19 protein-coding genes are annotated in these 17,348 nt (G+C 46.6%); 13 read left to right on the forward strand and 6 right to left on the reverse strand.

Annotated features, from left to right (window positions below):
- Positions 1-297 precede the first annotated feature (297 nt).
- Entirely contained in the window at positions 298-1,539 is a 1,242-nt protein-coding gene (locus QZ371_RS09340) for a hypothetical protein (protein ID WP_295211892.1), read from the forward strand.
- Positions 1,540-1,699: 160 nt separating this feature from the next.
- On the forward strand, positions 1,700-2,866 hold the full coding sequence (locus tag QZ371_RS09345; RefSeq protein WP_295211894.1) for an FprA family A-type flavoprotein: 1,167 nt from the start codon (positions 1,700-1,702) through the stop codon (positions 2,864-2,866).
- 104 nt (positions 2,867-2,970) lie between these two features.
- Here QZ371_RS09345 and QZ371_RS09350 read toward each other — a convergent pair whose 3' ends face one another.
- From QZ371_RS09350 to fabD, 6 genes are all read right to left on the reverse strand, one after another.
- On the reverse strand, positions 2,971-3,741 hold the full coding sequence (locus QZ371_RS09350; protein ID WP_295211896.1) for a putative ABC transporter permease: 771 nt from the start codon (positions 3,739-3,741) through the stop codon (positions 2,971-2,973).
- A 258-nt stretch (positions 3,742-3,999) separates the two neighbouring features.
- The gene (locus tag QZ371_RS09355) at positions 4,000-4,506 is read right to left on the reverse strand and encodes a shikimate kinase (RefSeq protein WP_295211898.1); all 507 of its coding nucleotides are present in this window, start codon (positions 4,504-4,506) and stop codon (positions 4,000-4,002) included.
- 96 nt (positions 4,507-4,602) lie between these two features.
- Positions 4,603-5,451 carry a shikimate dehydrogenase gene (locus tag QZ371_RS09360; RefSeq protein ID WP_295211900.1) on the reverse strand — a complete coding sequence of 283 codons (849 nt, stop codon included), beginning with the start codon at positions 5,449-5,451 and terminating at the stop codon, positions 4,603-4,605.
- Between the two features lie 27 nt (positions 5,452-5,478).
- Positions 5,479-5,958, reverse strand: coding sequence for a dCMP deaminase family protein (locus tag QZ371_RS09365; RefSeq protein ID WP_295211902.1), 480 nt, complete (start codon positions 5,956-5,958; stop codon positions 5,479-5,481).
- Positions 5,959-6,002: 44 nt separating this feature from the next.
- Positions 6,003-6,527, reverse strand: coding sequence for a hypothetical protein (locus tag QZ371_RS09370; protein WP_295211904.1), 525 nt, complete (start codon positions 6,525-6,527; stop codon positions 6,003-6,005).
- A gap of 32 nt (positions 6,528-6,559) precedes the next feature.
- Entirely contained in the window at positions 6,560-7,486 is a 927-nt protein-coding gene (gene fabD / locus QZ371_RS09375) for an ACP S-malonyltransferase (protein WP_295211906.1), read from the reverse strand.
- 421 nt (positions 7,487-7,907) lie between these two features.
- On the opposite strand from fabD, the gene QZ371_RS09380 reads away from it, so the two are divergent.
- From QZ371_RS09380 to QZ371_RS09430, 11 genes are all read left to right on the forward strand, one after another.
- Complete coding sequence (locus QZ371_RS09380) at positions 7,908-8,915, forward strand: beta-ketoacyl-ACP synthase III (protein WP_295211908.1); 1,008 nt, start codon at positions 7,908-7,910, stop codon at positions 8,913-8,915.
- Between the two features lie 26 nt (positions 8,916-8,941).
- Positions 8,942-9,340, forward strand: a complete 399-nt coding sequence (locus QZ371_RS09385) for a hypothetical protein (protein ID WP_295211910.1) — start codon at positions 8,942-8,944, stop codon at positions 9,338-9,340.
- A gap of 2 nt (positions 9,341-9,342) precedes the next feature.
- Entirely contained in the window at positions 9,343-10,281 is a 939-nt protein-coding gene (gene fabK / locus QZ371_RS09390; RefSeq protein ID WP_295211912.1) for an enoyl-[acyl-carrier-protein] reductase FabK, read from the forward strand.
- Between the two features lie 55 nt (positions 10,282-10,336).
- Positions 10,337-11,071 carry a 3-oxoacyl-[acyl-carrier-protein] reductase gene (gene fabG / locus QZ371_RS09395; RefSeq protein ID WP_295211913.1) on the forward strand — a complete coding sequence of 245 codons (735 nt, stop codon included), beginning with the start codon at positions 10,337-10,339 and terminating at the stop codon, positions 11,069-11,071.
- Between the two features lie 217 nt (positions 11,072-11,288).
- Entirely contained in the window at positions 11,289-12,521 is a 1,233-nt protein-coding gene (gene fabF / locus QZ371_RS09400) for a beta-ketoacyl-ACP synthase II (protein WP_295211914.1), read from the forward strand.
- Positions 12,522-12,536: 15 nt separating this feature from the next.
- Positions 12,537-13,013: an acetyl-CoA carboxylase biotin carboxyl carrier protein gene (accB, locus tag QZ371_RS09405; RefSeq protein ID WP_295211916.1), complete on the forward strand. Its 477-nt coding sequence runs from the start codon at positions 12,537-12,539 to the stop codon at positions 13,011-13,013.
- Positions 13,014-13,046: 33 nt separating this feature from the next.
- Positions 13,047-13,478 (forward strand): 3-hydroxyacyl-ACP dehydratase FabZ, encoded by a 432-nt coding sequence (fabZ, locus tag QZ371_RS09410; protein WP_022288125.1) that lies wholly within the window; start codon positions 13,047-13,049, stop codon positions 13,476-13,478.
- Between the two features lie 65 nt (positions 13,479-13,543).
- The gene (locus QZ371_RS09415) at positions 13,544-14,110 is read left to right on the forward strand and encodes a hypothetical protein (RefSeq protein WP_295211919.1); all 567 of its coding nucleotides are present in this window, start codon (positions 13,544-13,546) and stop codon (positions 14,108-14,110) included.
- Positions 14,111-14,136: 26 nt separating this feature from the next.
- A complete protein-coding gene (locus QZ371_RS09420; RefSeq protein WP_295211920.1) occupies positions 14,137-15,507 on the forward strand; it encodes an acetyl-CoA carboxylase biotin carboxylase subunit in 1,371 nt (456 codons plus the stop codon).
- A complete protein-coding gene (accD, locus tag QZ371_RS09425) occupies positions 15,507-16,388 on the forward strand; it encodes an acetyl-CoA carboxylase, carboxyltransferase subunit beta (RefSeq protein WP_295211922.1) in 882 nt (293 codons plus the stop codon). The genes QZ371_RS09420 and accD overlap by 1 nt, the downstream gene beginning before the upstream one ends.
- Positions 16,381-17,199, forward strand: coding sequence for an acetyl-CoA carboxylase carboxyltransferase subunit alpha (locus tag QZ371_RS09430; RefSeq protein ID WP_295211923.1), 819 nt, complete (start codon positions 16,381-16,383; stop codon positions 17,197-17,199). Before accD ends, QZ371_RS09430 begins: the two co-directional genes overlap by 8 nt.
- Positions 17,200-17,348 lie beyond the last annotated feature (149 nt).

A 17,348-nucleotide genomic window follows, 5' to 3' on the forward strand; every position in this document is an offset into this window, starting at 1 on the left:
ATGGTCGCCCGTTGATCGTCAGACGTTTTTTCGATAGCTGTGTAATTCGTAATTATGTACACAAAACATTTAACAATATTCATCATTCACACAAAATGTCAGAGAAATTGCATATTTTATATTGACACGAATAGGTTTATGTTGTATAATATACATAGTGTTGTTGGGGTATATGTAATGAACAGCGTCATATAATTTTCATATATGTGCATTTTGTGCATTGCTTTGACGGCGAATGTGTGCGCCGCCTATTTTTTGTCCCCTGCATATGAGGATTTATGAAAGGATTGATCGGCTTTGGCAAAGAAAAATGAAAGCATAAGCGATAAGATCGTGCGCTTGTATAAGGAAGGCTTTTCTATTCCCGAGATCGCAAAGGAAATGGAAATGCCTAAGGATAACGTCCCGAGAATTTTGGAGAAGCATTTTCCCGATTACGCTAGTTTCGTTCAGCCCGAGAGAGAGGGCGCAGGCGAGGGCGATAAGCCTAAGAAGAGCGTGCTCAATATGTCGATGAGCGAGCTTTTCGGCAGAAAGAAGGGCGTAAAGCAGGAAGGTGCTGCGCAGGCTGCTTCTAAGGTGACTGTAAACCTTGCTATGGACGACGACGGATTTGTGGATCACAGCGTTGCTGCTATCGCTTCAATGCTGCAAAAGGGCAGGAGTGTTGGCGAGATCGCAGGCTTCTTTAATAAAGACCCCGAGGATATTAAGGCCGTACAGGGCTGTATGGATGAACATTTCAAGAGAATGAATACATATAAAGGTCCGAAAAATACCGAACCGAAAGAACCTGTCAAGGAGGAAGCTCCTGTTATAACCGACCCGCTGGCTGCAAGCCTTGCAAACGGTATCGCTAAGAGAAACAGCAATATGTATGCGACCGGTATCGACGAGCCTGTGACTGCGCCTGTTTCCGCTCCCGTTGCTCCTGCCGATGATAAGGCTGAGAACACAGTTCATCTTGTAACGCCCGAGATCATCGAGGAAGAGAACCAAAAGGCTGAAAGAGCCGAAAAGGTTGAGATGGAGTCCGTTTCACTTATGCCTGAGACAGAAGCGATGGAAGAGGCTGAAATGCCTTCTATCGAGCCGATAAGCCTTGACGAGGATATGGTCGTAACACCTGCCCCCGAGTCAACAATGCCTTCTATCGAGGAGGAGATCGCAAAGGCTGACGAACTTGAAAAACAGGCTGACGAGGCTGTTAGCGCAGCCGAGACTGTTGAAAATAATAATGAGGAGAACAGCGATATGGGTATGAGTCCAATGGAAAAAATGCGTATGTTTGCGCAGGAGCAGATCGAGCTCAATAATAAGAAGATCGAGGAGCTCAAGGCAAGCACAGCCGAGGCTGAGGCTAAGTCTCTCGAGCTTGGCAAGCAGGCTACGGAGATCTATGACGAGATCGTCAAGCTTCAGGAAAAGGCAAAGGCTCTCAATGCCGAAAAGGAGCAGGCTGATATCCTTATCAGCAAGGTGAACGCTGAGATCGAGGGTATCAGAAAAGAGAACGACGAGTTCAAGAGCTATATGTAGTTTATAACTGATATGGTGCAATGCCGCATTGCGGTGTTGCACTTTTTTATAGCAGACAGCATTTGCGGCATTTTTTATGTTGTTGACCTTGACAAACTTTTTTGTATGTGATAAAATGATAGTGTATCAATTTAGTGTACGATAGACGGAGGTAGATAAAATGAAAGACGTAAAAATTTCTGATGATGTTATCTATATCGGCGCTGACGACCACGATATAGACCTTTTTGAAAGCCAGTACATAGTGCCGAAGGGCGTTTCATACAACTCATATGTTATCCTTGACGACAAGATCGCCGTTATGGATACCGCCGACCCGAGAGTTACCGACGTTTGGTTCGATAATCTCGAAAAGGCTCTGAACGGCAGAAAGCCCGATTATCTCGTTGTTCAGCATATGGAGCCAGACCACGCAGGCAATATCAAAAAGCTTGCCGACAAGTACCCAGAAATGAAGATCGTGGGCAATGCAAAAACTTTCCCGATGATGAAGCAGTTCTTTGTCCTTGATGACCTTGACAGCCGTTCCGTTATCGTCAAGGAAGGCGATACTCTCGAGCTTGGCAAGCACACTTTGCAGTTTATTATGGCGCCAATGGTTCATTGGCCTGAGGTTATGGTAACATATGAGCAGAGCGAAAAGCTGCTGTTCTCTGCCGACGGTTTTGGAAAGTTCGGCGCCCTTGATATCGACGACGACTGGGCCTGCGAGGCAAGACGTTACTATTTCAATATCGTAGGCAAATATGGTGCGCAGGTGCAGGCTTTGCTGAAAAAGGCTTCTGCGCTGGATATCAATATGATCTTGCCGCTCCACGGTCCGCTGCTCAAGGAAAATCTCGGCTATTATCTCGGACTTTACAACACTTGGTCAAGCTATCAGCCTGAGAGCAAGGGTGTGTTCGTTGCATATGCTTCTATCCACGGCAATACTGCAAAGGCGGCTGAAAAGTTTGCCGAAATGCTCAAGGCAAAGGGCGCAGAAAATGTCGTTGTCAGCGATCTTTCAAGAAGCGATATGGCAGAAAATGTTGAGGACGCTTTCAGATACGACAGGATAGTGCTTATGGCAAGCTCTTACGACGGCGGAGTTTTCCCTGTTATGGAGGATTTCCTTATGCACCTCAAGTCAAAGAACTATCAGAACAGAAAGATAGGCCTTGTTGAAAACGGCTCTTGGGCGCCGACAGCTGCAAGAGTTATGAAAGGCTATGTAGAGAATTTCAAGAACGTTACTATCGCTGAGCCTGTTGTAACGATCCGCTCAGCACTTAACGAGACTTCCGAAAAGGCTCTTGAAGAGCTTGCTTCTGCAATGGTCGAATAAAACAAATGTTCCACGTGGAACATTCTGCGAAAAATGCAATAACAATATAAACAATATATATAAATAAACGCTGTACCCGTGATATTGCGGATACAGCGCTTTTGTTATTTTTTGCGTTTGCGTGAGATGAAGTCGTTGAGCTTGTTAAGGCGCTGGGCTTCTTTCTGTTTGTCGAGATATTTTTTCAAATGCTCGGAAAGGGTCGCACCGCTGGAATTGAAAGCCAGCATAAAGCGGTATTTTTCCTTGCGCTCTTCTGCGCTTTCACGAATGTGGCGTTTAAATTCCTCGTAGCGAATGACCATATTGTTCTCTTCGGCGAAGACTTTGATCTTCTCGGCAACTTTGAGGGAATAGCAAAGGTCGATAGCGAAAACGCCATAAAAGAAGCCGATAAAGAACGAGAATGCAAGGTTATTGGCGAGCCATTGGAGGGCGTCGAGGATATAGGGGTGGATAAGAAAATAATATACAGCACCCAGCAGCGCCCAAAAGAACGAGAACAGTGGGCAAATTATGCCTTTGTAGTTGAATTTATTGTCGGTGTAGTCCCAAAGCTTGACGTGCATACGGATGATGAAAATTTCGCCTGCAATGAGCTCAATGAGGGTCATAGCGATCGACATAACGATGAAGAGGAGCGTTTTTTGCAGGGCAGGGCTGGAGACGTGGATGTATTTTTCCAGACCTGCTAGGAGATAGAGGGTACATAAGCCGAAGCCATAAAGTGGAAGATATGGACCTATAAGGAAGCCGGGGTTTATCCATTTTCGGGCTTTATTGCTGGGTTGGAAGCGGCGGTAGACGACTTCGATACCCCAGCCGATAACGCAGCCGGAGAAGAAGAGGAAAGCGAGGATGAGAATTTTGTTCATAGTAAATTTCCTTTAGAATAGTTGATAAAAAACAAATTAACTGTATTATAGCATACTTCTATGAAAAAAGCAACCCCTGTTAAGTGAGGAATGAGGAATGAGGAATGAAGGAATCGCCGTTGGCGATGGATAAAAATCGGGCAGCAAATGCTACCCGATCTGATAAGTATTTAGTTTGATAATTGTAGGGGCGAACAGCGTTCGCCCGTTGCTTTTAGGCTGTTTTGATAACTTTTACAGCATAAAAATCTGAAAAACTTATTTCCCCAACCGCTTGTAAAGCTTCTGTATCTTCGCTGCAATCACTAACGGCGGATATCCACCGCTTATGGTGTAGTGCGAGTGCGCCTCGTAAAGCGGCCTGCGGTAGTTGTAACGCTCTAAAAGCTGCTCTTTCGTGCTGTTGTATGCAATAGGCCTGTTGGGGTCGTCCTTTATGCGGTCGTAACAGGTGGCAAAGTATGTGTCAATAAATACCACCATTCCCGAACGCTTCGCAACTTCGCAGTTCTCTTCGGAAAGCAGCGCTCCGCCGCCTGTGGCCACTACGCCGCCAATGTCCGCAAACGCCGCAAGGGCTTCCGTTTCAAGCTGCCTGAAATGCGCTTCGCCCTGCTTCTCGAAAATTTCGGGTATGCTCATTCCTGCTTCGTCCTCAATGTATTTGTCAAGGTCGATGCATTCACAGCCCATTCGCTTAGCCAGTATCTTGCCCACGGTCGATTTTCCGCAGCCCATAAAGCCGCATAGAAATATTGGTCTCATAATTTATGTTCCTTATTATAATAGTATAATGTATTTTATTTGTCGACAGTCTTACGGGCGAACAATGTTCGCCCCTACATTTTAAATAGAGAGAGCTTATTTAAAGTCCTTTTCTACTGCGATCTCCATTTCGTCGATAATGGACTGAACTTCCTCGTCGGTGTATTCGTCATTGTCCCATATCTCGTGAGCGGAAACTGCCTGCCATACCAGCATTGCCATTCCGCCGACTGCGTTCTTGCCCATTGCCTTTGCTTTCTGCATAAGCTGGGTCTCACGAGGATTGTAGATAACATCGAAAACTGCGCCGCTTGCTTCGATAACTTCATCGGGAACAGGGCAGGCGTTTACCTTTGGATACATTCCAACAGGGCAGGCGTTCATAAGCAGATTGTAGTGGATATCCGTCGGTATCTCTGTGTTGAGAACTATCGTTATCCTTGCGTCAGACTTCATTGCCTTGATCTCTTTCTCCACCTGTTTCGCAAGGGGCATATCGCTTTCAAGCACGGCGATGTAAAGGTCAGCACCGGCAAGTGCGGCTTCTATCGCCATCATTCTGCCAACGCCGCCGCAGCCGATAAGAAGTATCTTGCCTGTGAAGTCGATATTCATTGCACGAACTGTTCTGAGAAAACCGTCACAATCGGTGTTGTATCCGACACGCTTGCCGTCTTTGTTGTCAACGCAGTTTACTGAGTGATAACGCTGTGCGGACTTGTCAAGCTCGTCGATATAGTCGATAATGCCGATCTTGTGGGGGATAGTGATGTTATAGCCGTTGAGGGTGTTGAGATATTCCGACTTCGCCTTCAAGTCCTCGGGCTTCACTTCAAGTATCTCATACTCGAACTCACGGTTTTTAAGCTCGAAAAGCCTTGCGTGTATCGGCGGAGACATCGTGTGCTTTAATGTTTCTCCCAAAATAGCGTATTTTCTTGACATTTTACATTCCTTCTTTATTATAATAATTTACAGTTTTATCGTTATCTCACGGTTTGTGGGGATATAGCGGCGCATTTTGACGCCTGCGTATTCAAACATCTTTTTTGAAGCCTTTACGCCGTCTGTGTCGGCATATTTGTCCTCCCAGTAGACGACTTCTTTTATGCCGCTTTGGATAATTGCCTTTGCACACTCGTTGCAGGGAAAAAGCGAAACGTATATCTTTGCGTTTTGCAGACTTCCTGCGGCGTGGTTCAATATTGCGTTTAGCTCTGCGTGGCAGACAAAGGGATACTTCGTATCGAGAAATGCGCCGTCTCTTTCCCAGGGCATTTCATCATCTGCGCAGCCTGTGGGCATTCCGTTATAGCCCACGGAAAGGATCTTGTTGTCCTGCGATACTATGCAGGCGCCTACCTGGGTGTTTGCATCTTTGCTTCGCTGTGCGGAAAGCAGGGATATGCCCATAAAATATTCGTCCCAGGATATGTAATCATTACGTTTCATTTCTTTTCTTGCACCGCCTTTATCACGTTTATTTGTTTGATCGGTTATTTATCGTCTGATATGCTGAGCATTGTTACCTTGCCCTCAGTATCAAAAAAGAACATTGCCTTGAAGCCGTCTTTATCGTATTTCCATATGGTCGCATTCGGGTCGTCCGGCTCGCCGAAAGCTTTTTTGACCTCCGACTTGTCAGCGCCGCATTTGACGCCTGCAACGCTTATAACGTCCTTGCCAAGCATACTTTTTACAATGCTGAGCTGATGTATCTTCGATTTTCGGTCGATATCATCTTTGCTGTCTGCTTCCACCCTTGCTGTGCCGATGTTATCATCGTCCTGCATAAGCACGACTGAAAACATATCTTCGCCCGCTGAAATGCCCGAAAAGTCTGCGCCGAAGTCGTAATCATATCCGTCGCCCATATCGTCAAGGCTGCAGGGCATATCAATGCTCTTGCCATTGACCTTTATATCCCAAGCACTTTTTCCGCAGGCTGTCAGACTTGTCATACAGATGAGCGCTGCGGCTGTTAAAACAGCGCATACAGTTCTTTTAAGTTTCTTCCCCATTTTTCTACCCCTATCTTTTACTTATTATTTTGTTATTTTGCGAGAGAAGCCAGCGCTTTTTCCATTGTGGTAGCGTTTTCGATATTAACGGCGTTCTTGCCCTTGAGTGTCTTTTTCACAAGGCCTGTGAGCACCTTGTTAGGGCCAAGCTCGATGAAGTTCTCATAGCCTGCGGCTTCCATTTCAGCAAGTTCGGAAGTGAACTTGACAGGTGAAACGATGTGCTTAGCAAGCATATTCGGCATATCGGAGAAATCTTCAAGCTTTGTGCCGAGGACGTTTGAATAGAAATCAACATTTGCTGCCTTGAACTCTACTGTCTTTGCAGTCTCGATAAACTCGTCTGCGGCGGACTGCATAAGCTTTGAATGGAAAGCGGAAGCAACGTTGAGCTTGATAGCCTTTTTCTTCATTTCTGCAAACTTTGCGGCAGCGGCTTCACAAGCGGCTGTGTCGCCTGCGATAACAGTCTGAACGGCGGAATTGTAGTTTACAGGAACTACATAGCCCTCAGTCTCCTCGCAGATCTTCTCGACTTCCTCAGCAGGCAGGCCGATGATAGCGTACATCGAGCCGCTGTTAGCCTCTGCGGCCTTCTGCATTGCGGCAGCTCTTGCCTTGATGAGCTTGAAGCCGTCCTCGATTGTAACTACCCCAGCGGCTACCATTGCGGCATATTCGCCGAGAGAATGGCCTGCAACGCCGTCAAATGTGATACCCTCAGCCTTTGCAGCCTCAAAAGCGGCAAGTGAACAAGCCATTATTGCAGGCTGTGAATGGATAGTCTTGTTGAGTTCAGTATCAGGGCCGTCAAATGCGATAGCTTTAAGGTCATAGCCCAGCACCTTTTCAGCGGTATCGAAAACAGCCTTTGCGCTTTCATACTTTTCGCAAAGCTCCTTAGCCATTCCTACATACTGTGAGCCTTGTCCCGAAAATAAGAAAATGTTTTTTGACATAAAATTTTACTCCTTTAGGTTATTTTTATATAATATATACAGCCGTCGGGACTTGTATCCCCTCGGCGCAATGTCGATTTTATGGCTTTGAATACGTTATCATTAGTTTTATCATTTAATTTTTGAAAGAGTTTTTCAAAAATAGACACATAATATTAAATAACGCCCTAAAACTTGTGAAAAATTCTCTAAATGTTTAAATTCATCAAGAGTTGTTCATAATTTGTTATTGACGTATCTAAAAAAACAGTTTATAATTATAATGTTATGATATGTGTTATATAGTTAAATAATTAACTAATTACATTTGGTATAATATATTTTTACTTGTTTTTAATTATTTTTAACGACAAGAACATTATAGCACAAATTGCGCAAAGATACAATATATAATATAGAAATTTTCAGGAGGAAAAATCAAGTGGGAAGTAAAGTAACAGGCGTAAAGATCAAGGGCATTGGCAAATATGTGCCCGAAATGGTTGCGACAAACGAGGATTTCACAAAGATCGTTGAGACCAGCGACGAGTGGATAACTCAGAGAACAGGCATAAAGCAGAGACACATCACAAATGGCGAGCCTACATATTATCTCGGTGCAATGGCTGCAAAGGCCGCAATGGCTGACGCAGGGGTAAAGGCTGAGGACATCGACCTTATCATTGCAACGACAGTAACGGGCGACTTTTTCACACCGTCACTTTCCTGCCTTATCCAGAGAGAGATCGGCGCTATCGGCTGTATCGCATTTGACCTTAACGCTGCTTGCGCAGGCTTTGTTTACGGCTTTGATACTGCAAAGAGATATCTTCAGAGCGGCGACGGAATAAAGACTGTTCTGCTGGTGGCTTCTGAGGAGCTTTCAAAGTTCGTTGACTATACAGATCGTTCTTCCTGCGTGCTTTTCGGTGACGGCGCTGCGGCTTTCGTTCTCGAGACAGCAGAGGATACAACATATTCAAGCTTTCTTGGCGCAGACGGCAACGGAGCAAAGTATCTTGCTTCTCGTGCCCTCAAGTCTGAAAATGCTTTCAGAACTAATACTGAGGAATTTGATATGGATATGCCTGAGACAAAGGATTATTTCTTCAAGCAGGACGGCAGAGAGGTATACAAGTTCGCTACAAAGGCGCTTCCTAACGCTGTTGAGCAGGCTTGCGAAAAGGCAGGTATCACACCTGAGGATCTTGACTGGATCGTACCTCATCAGGCTAACAACAGAATTATCGAGACGGCGGCAAAGCACCTTGGCGTTTCTATGGACAAGTTCCCTGTATACATCGACCGCTATGGCAACACTTCTTCCGCTTCTATCCCGATCGCATTCTGCGACGCTGTTGCGGACGGCAAGGTTAAGAGGGGCGACAAGGTTTGTCTCGTTGGCTTCGGCGGCGGACTTACTTACGGTGCGGCTATTTTTGAGTATTGATCTAAATAAACTGTTTAGGTGAAAGAATGAAGATAATAAAGTATCCTTCGGAAAAAGAAGTTCAAAGCGCCATTGATGAAAAAGAGCCTTTGCTCTTGCTTATCTCATTTGACGGCGAGACTGTTATAATGAGCCACATCGACGAGGCTGTTGAGCATTACATTCTGCTTATGAAGGCAGGCTTTTCAGATAAGGACATCGACAAGTTTTTCAGGATAGTTCTTGATGATGACGGTGCAGACTGGACGTTCGTTTGTCCGCCCGATTACAAGAATATATCTGATAGGGCGAGAAGGATAAAACAGTTTTATAAAGACGGTTTTGCTGTGATATCGGACGTTTTGCAGCAGATCGGGTTTATGGTAGGAATAAACATTCCACGCAGATACAGACGACATTTTAATGCGATGATGGAGGACGAATAAAAATGACTACTACAAAAACAAGAATAACAGAACTTTTGGGTATAAAGTACCCTATCTTTCAGGGCGGTATGGCTTGGATAGCTGAGCACACGCTGGCTTCTGCTGTTTCAAATGCCGGCGGACTTGGCATAATCGCAGGCGGCTCTGCTCCTATCGACTATCTGAGAGATCAGATCAGACAGACAAAGGCGGCTGTAAACGGCAAGCCTTTCGGCGTAAACATTATGCTTATGAGCCCTAACGCTGATGATCTTGCGAAGTTGGTGGTTGAAGAGGGCGTTCCTGTTGTTACAACAGGCGCAGGCAACCCTGGCAAGTATATGGCCGCTTGGAAAGAGGCTGGCATAAAGGTGATACCTGTCGTTCCTTCCGTTGCACTTGCAAAGAGAATGGAGAGAGCCGGCGCTGACGCTGTTATCGCAGAGGGCACAGAGTCGGGCGGACACATTGGCGAGAACACAACTATGTGCCTTGTTCCTCAGGTCGTTGACGCTGTTGAGATACCTGTTATCGCAGCAGGCGGAATCGCTGACGGCAGAGGCATTGCGGCTTCATTTATGCTTGGTGCAGAGGGCGTTCAGCTTGGAACACGTTTCCTTGCGGCTGAGGAATGTCAGATCAACCCTGTTTACAAAGAGCTCGTTGTAAAGGCAAAGGACACAGACAGCATCGTTACAGGCAGATACACAGGTCACCCTTGCAGAAACGTTAAGACAAAGTTCTCAAAGAAGCTTGCAAGCGGCGAGGCTAACGGCACGATCACTCCGGAGGAGTTTGAAGAGATCACACTTGGTTCGCTGAGAAAGGCTGTTCAGGACGGCAACCTTGACGAGGGTTCGTTCCTTTGCGGAGCTATCGCCGGAATGGTAACGAAGATCGAGCCTGCAAAGGATATGATCGACGAAATGTTTGCACAGGCTGAAAAGCTTTTGAGCAAGTAACTATACAAATACAACGATCATAACAATTATAACGATTAAAACGGAGGAAAATAAAATGGCAACAGCATTGATAACAGGTTCTGCAAGAGGCATTGGCGCAGCTATTGCGCTGAGACTTGCGAAGGACGGCTTCAACATCGCTCTCAACGATATCTCTGAGGCAATGTTCGAGGACAACGATATTATGGAAAAGATCAAGGCAGAGGGCGTTGAGTGCGAAAAGTTCATCTGCGACGTTTCAAACTATTCACAGGTGGAGGAGACTGTAAAGGCTGTCAAGGCTAGGTTCGGCTCTATCGACGTGCTGGTAAACAATGCAGGTATCACTCGTGACGGCCTTATGGCTCGTATGAGCGAGGAACAGTACGATATGGTAGTTGCTGTAAATCAGAAGAGCGTATTCAATATGTCAAAGTTCGTTGGCAACGTTATGATGAGACAGAAGTCCGGCAGGATAATAAACCTTGCTTCCGTGGCAGGTCTTTACGGCAACCCGGGACAGATGAACTATTCCGCAACAAAGGCTGCTATCGTTGGTATGACAAAGACAGTTGCCAAGGAGCTTGGTTCAAGAGGTATCACTTGCAACGCTGTTGCCCCCGGATTTATCAAGACGCCAATGACAGACAAGCTCACAGACGCTCAGAAGCAGGCTATGATAAATCAGATCGCTATGAAGCGTTACGGCGAAGTTGATGAGATCGCAGGCGTGGTATCATTCCTTGCTTCAAAGGACGCAAGCTACGTTACAGGACAGGTCATCGAGATCAGCGGTGGTTTGATGATGTAGCCACTCGCCGTGGCGGGCACTTTACGCCGTACATTACGGTGTGGGGGACGTTTGAGCCGCTGGGCAAGATAGTGCTGACCGAATGAAATTTGTCATTCGCCGTGTTCAAATAAAAATATGTAGGGGCGAACAGCGTTCGCCCGCTATCCACACAAGTCATATGCTAGGTATGCGCTGTGGAAATAATATCATTGTTAATAAATGAAGGAGTGTTTAAATGAGACGAGTTGTAATAACAGGTATGGGTACAGTAAATCCTCTCGGAAAGAGCGTTGAGGAATTTTGGGAGAACATCAAGGCTAACAAGAACGGCCTTTCTTATGTAGATCAGTTCGATACTGAGAACTTTCCTGTTAAGATAGTTGGCGCAGTTAAGGATTTTGACTGCACACAGTATATAGACAAGAAGGAAGCAAAGAGAATGGACAGGTTCACACAGTTCGCTGTGTGCGCTTCTAAGCAGGCCATTGAAATGGCTGGCTCTGACTTCAAGGATGTTGACCCTTTCAAGGCAGGCGTTATAATCGGCGTTGGTATCGGCGGACTTAATATGACTGAGAAGGAAGTAACAAAGTTCAACGAGAAGCCTGACAAGGTATCCGTTTTCTTTATCCCTATGATGATCGGCAATATGGCTGCCGGAACTGTTGCGATGCAGACAGGCTTTAAGGGCGATAACTACTGCACAACAACGGCTTGCGCTTCTGCGACACACGCTATCGGCGAAGCTTTCAGAAAGATCAAGGACGGATATCTTGACGTTTGTCTCTGCGGCGGTGCGGAAGCTTGTATCTCACACTTTGCACTCAGCGGCTTCAACAATATGAAGGCTCTTTCAAAGGCAACTGAGCTTGACAAGGCTTCAACTCCTTTCGACCTCAACAGACAGGGCTTTGTTCTCGGCGAGGGCGCTGGCATACTTTGCCTTGAGGAATATGAGCACGCAAAGGCAAGAGGCGCAAACATCATCGCTGAAGTAGCAGGCTACGGCGCAACAGGAGACGCTTATCATATGACAAGCCCTTCACCAACAGGCGAGGCTGCTGCACACGCTATGAAGTATGCTTATGAAGAAGCTGGTCTCAAGCCAGAGCAGGTAAATTACATCAACGCTCACGGCACTTCAACAGGCCTTAACGACAAGTATGAGACAACTGCTGTCAAGATCGCTCTTGGCGAAGAGGCTGCAAGAAAGACTGTTATCAACTCAACAAAGTCGATGATCGGACACCTTCTTGGTGCGGCAGGCGGCGTTGAGGCTATCGTTACAGCCCTTTCGGTAAAGAACGACTTTGTACACAAGACAATAAACTTCACCACCCCAGACCCAGAGTGCGACCTTGATTACTGCGTTGAGGGCAACAGAGAAATGCCTGTTTACGCTGCGCTTTCAAACTCTCTCGGCTTCGGCGGACACAATGCTACTATCTGCATAAAGAAGTGCGACTGATAAGGAGAAACTGATATGAGCGAAAAGATTTACGGTCAGTTTGACCTTGAAACAATAGAAAAGCTTGCCGATATCGTCAAGAACAAAGATCTCGGCGAGATAACCATAGCTGACGGAGATAAGGTCATCACGGTCAAGAGCAAAAAGTGCCCGCCTCCTGCGCCTATGGGTATGCCTGTTCCAATGGCAATGGGCGGCGCACCTGCTCCGCAGGCTTCCGCTCCTGAGGCTGCGGCTGTTTCAGCTCCGGCGGCAAGCGGAAAGGCTGTAAAAGCGCCTATCGTGGGAACATTCTACGCTGCGCCATCACCTGACTCAAAGCCGTTCGTAAGCGTTGGCGACAAGGTGAAGAAGGGCGACACTATCTTCATCATCGAGTCGATGAAGGTTATGAGCGAAGTTCAGAGCGAATTTGACGGCGTGGTAAGAGAGATATGCGTAAACAGCGGCGACGCTGTTGAGTTCGATCAGACCATAATGATACTTGATTAATAGTTAGATTGATATTGATTTGGAGGAAAGACAATGGCAGTTGTTTTGAATAAAGAGCAGATAATGGAAATTATCCCTCACCGTGACCCCTTTCTGCTTATCGACGAGGTAAACGAGCTTGAAGTCGGCAAGCGTGTAAAGGCGACAAAGTACATAAAGGCTGAGGACTTTTGGTTCAAGGGACATTTCCCGAACTATCCTGTAACACCGGGCGTGCTTATGGTCGAGATGTGTGCGCAGGCCGGCGCTGTGGCGCTGCTTTCGCTGCCTGAGAACAAGGGCAAGATCGGTCTCTTCGGCGGAATAAACAACTGCAAGTTCCGTCAGCAGGTAGTGCCGGGGGACAAGCTTGACATCGAGGTGGAGATCATCAAGGTGAAAGGTCCTATCGGCGTTGGAAAGGCTCTTGCTTCTGTAAACGGCAAGAAGGCTGTTTCGGCTGAGATAACTTTTGCTATCAAGTAATAAAGTGATTTAGCGATTTAGTGATTTAATAAGTTCGGATATGCGGTAAGCAGGGGGTAGTGCTTGTGGCAAAGTTTGAGCGTTCAAAAACACCGCTGTATATATCAGCAGCATTTGTTTTCATCGGTATCATTGGTCATACCATCGGAGCTGTGAATTATGTGTCAGAGCTGGCAAGATCTTATGAGGATAAGTCATTTTCAAATTTGGCGGAAAAGTTCATCGCCGAGTGGTTTGGCCGCTGGGTATGGTCTGCTTTTGATGATCTTTTGTGGATAATTCCCACCGCTGCTGTTCTTTACCAGTTGGTGTGGCTGCTGACCTATCTGATAAAAAGAGTGATAAACAAAAGATATGCTGAGTCTTTGCAGAGCTATAAACAAAGAAAAATAAGCTTTGTGCTGTTTCTGATCTCATTTGCTCCCATAGTGCTGATATTTCTTTACAGCTTGTACAGTATGTTTGCAGGATATAAAGAAGGACCTGTTATGGGCGAATGTTCAATGTATTACGGGACGGAAGCTTTTTTTAGGGCTATGTTCTGGACTTGCCTTATGTTTACCATTCTGCCTGTTCTGCCGTTTATGCTCATATGGCAGATAGTTTATCTAGTCCGAAAGTTCCGAAAATAATTAAATAATTATTAGTGAGGCATAATATGTTCAAAAAAGTATTGATTGCGAACAGAGGCGAGATCGCTGTCCGCATTATAAGAGCCTGCCGAGAGCTTGGCATACATACTGTTGCGGTTTATTCCACCGCCGACAGGAACGCTCTCCACGCTCAGATAGCAGACGAGGCCGTCTGCATAGGTCCTGCGCCTAGCAAGGACAGCTATCTCAATGTCAGAGCGATCATCTCTGCCTGTGAGATAACAGGTGCGGACGCTATCCACCCCGGCTTTGGCTTTTTGTCGGAAAATCCGTCCTTTGCGAGAATGTGCGAAAAGTGCGGCATTACTTTCATAGGTCCGAGAGCGGAATCTATCGAAATGCTGGGCGATAAAGCGCAGGCAAAGGAAACAATGAAAGAAGCAGGCGTGCCTGTTATAATGGGCTCTGACGGTGCGATCTCAAATATCCACGCAGCGCATACCCTTGCAAGAGACTTGGGTTATCCTGTTATGGTAAAGGCTTCCGCAGGCGGCGGAGGACGTGGCATAAGGATAGTACATTCAGACGACGAGCTTGAAGCGCAGATGACCGCCGCAAAGCAGGAAGCGCTTGCCTGCTTCGGCAATGACGAGATATACATAGAGAAGTTTATCCAAGACCCTAAGCATATCGAGATACAGATACTTGCGGATAATTACGGCGACGTTATTTATCTTGGCGAGCGTGACTGCTCGATGCAGAGACGTAATCAGAAAGTCCTCGAAGAAGCCCCTTCCCCTGCAAGCTTTATGAATGAAGAGCTTCGTGCAAAAATGGGTAAAGCCGCTTGTACAGCCGCTAAGGTCTGCGGTTATAGAAATGCTGGCACTATCGAGTTCCTTGTGGATAAGAACGGCGAATTCTATTTTATGGAAATGAACACCCGTATACAGGTGGAGCACCCTATAACTGAGGCTGTAACAGGTGTCGACCTTGTTAAGCAGCAGCTTCTTATCGCTTCTGGGGAGAGACTTTCTATCAAGCAGGAAGATATCAAGCTGACAGGCCACGCTATCGAGTGCCGTATAAATGCGGAAAATCCGCTGCTCGATTTCAGACCTTCACCTGGCAAGATCAAGTCGCTGTTTATCCCAGGCGGCCCGGGAATAAGAGTTGACACGGCTGTTTATCAGGGCTATGAGATCCCGCCTTATTATGATTCGATGATAGGCAAGCTTATCGTTCACGGCAAGAACAGGGAAGAGGCTGTGGCGAAAATGACTTGGGCGCTGTCGGAATTTATCGTTGACGGCGTTTCGACGAATGTTGATTTCCAGCTCAAGCTTATAAGACGTCCCGAGTTTCTCGAGGGCAATTATGATAACGGTTTTCTTAACCGTACTGACATTTTAGCGGACGAGAGGAGTAAGGAATAATGCTTGAAGACCTGTTTTCAGTCGTTAAAGTAAGATTCAACGGCGACAAGGCCGAGGACGACAAGAAAAAGACCGATATCCCTAAGGGCTTGCTTTTCAAGTGTCCGAGGTGCAGAAATGTCACATTTATGGAAGAGTTCCAAGCAAACGGAAAGGTTTGCCCGCATTGTAATTATCATTCAAGACTGACCGCAAGAGAGCGTCTTGACATTACTATCGACAAGGGAAGCTTTGAGGAATTCGACAAGGATATGATATCAAAGAACCCTATCGACTTCCCCGATTATGAGGCAAAGCAGGAGGCCCTCAGAGAAAAGACAGGGCTAAAAGACGCTGTGCTCACGGGTAAGGCGACTATCAGAGGCGAGAAGATAGTTATAATCGTTATGGATTCAAACTATATGATGGCTTCGATGGGAAGCGTTGTGGGCGAGAAGATAACGAGAGCTATAGAGTACGCAACGGCGAACAAGCTGCCTGTTATCGCATTCACGGCTTCGGGCGGAGCGAGAATGCAGGAGGGAATAGTTTCCCTTATGCAGATGGCAAAGACCAGCGGAGCTGTTGCAATGCACAATCAGGCCGGACTGCTTTACATTGCGGTTATGACCGACCCCACAACGGGCGGCGTGACGGCTTCATTTGCGTCATTGGGCGATATCATAATCGCTGAGCCGAAGGTGCTTATCGGCTTTGCAGGCAGACGTGTTATCGAAGGCACGATCAAGCAGAAGCTGCCCGACGATTTCCAGTCCGCCGAGTTTATGCTTGAAAACGGCTTTGTTGATATGATCGTGGAGAGAAAGAAAATGAGAAGAGTGCTTGCGCATATCCTCAAGCTCCACAAGCCTGTTGTTAAGGAGGTGTCCGAAAATGGGTGAGCTGACAGCTTGTCAGAGACTTGATATAATCCGCCACAAGGGCAGACCAACGGCGCTTGATTATATCCCTCTTATATTTGACGACTTCTTTGAAATGCACGGCGACAGACTTTACGGCGACGACGGCGCTATTATGGGTGGTATCGCTTATTTCAAGGGCATACCTGTTACTGTTATCGCAGAGGTAAAGGGCAGAGATCTTGCGGAAAATCAGAAGTGCAATTTCGGTATGCCGCACCCAGAGGGTTACAGAAAGGCGCTTAGGCTTGCAAGACAGGCTGAGAAGTTCCACAGACCTGTTATATGCCTTGTTGACACGGCAGGTGCGTTCTGCGGCGTTGAGGCTGAAAAGCGTGGACAGGGCGAGGCTATCGCTAAGAACATAATGGAATTTATGACCCTCAAGACCCCTGTTATCTCTATCATACTGGGAGAGGGCGGCTCGGGCGGAGCGCTGGCGCTTGCGGTATGCGACGAGCTTGCTATGCTTGAAAATGCAATATACTCGGTAATATCGCCGAGAGGTTTTGCAAGCATTTTGTGGAAGGATTCCACGAGAGAGCGTGAGGCCTGCGACATTATGAAGATAACGGCGGAGGATCTTACACGCCTTAAAGTCTGCGATCACATTATCGCAGAGGCAGACGGCGGCGCTCACAATGACCCACAGCTGACGGCGGAGAATATTTCCGATTATATTTCTGAAGCTTTGGAAAGAAAATTGCAAAAAGGGCTTGACGAATTGCTTGCAGGGCGTTATAATAAGTTTAGGACTGTTGGCGAGTTCGAGGAGTATCCTCAGAACGGCTGATAAGCTTTTGCAAATGGCGCAGGTGCGCTGAAAAAAATGAAAGACTATGATGATTATGCCGAGAGAATTGCCGTGATGAGCGGCGGCGGCTGTCATATATGCTGCGCTGAGCGGCGACCTAGTTTTTGTACAGAATGGAGGGTAAAGTA

The organism is Ruminococcus sp. (genome assembly GCF_019423705.1).
Classification (GTDB): Bacteria; Bacillota; Clostridia; order Oscillospirales; family Ruminococcaceae; genus Hominimerdicola.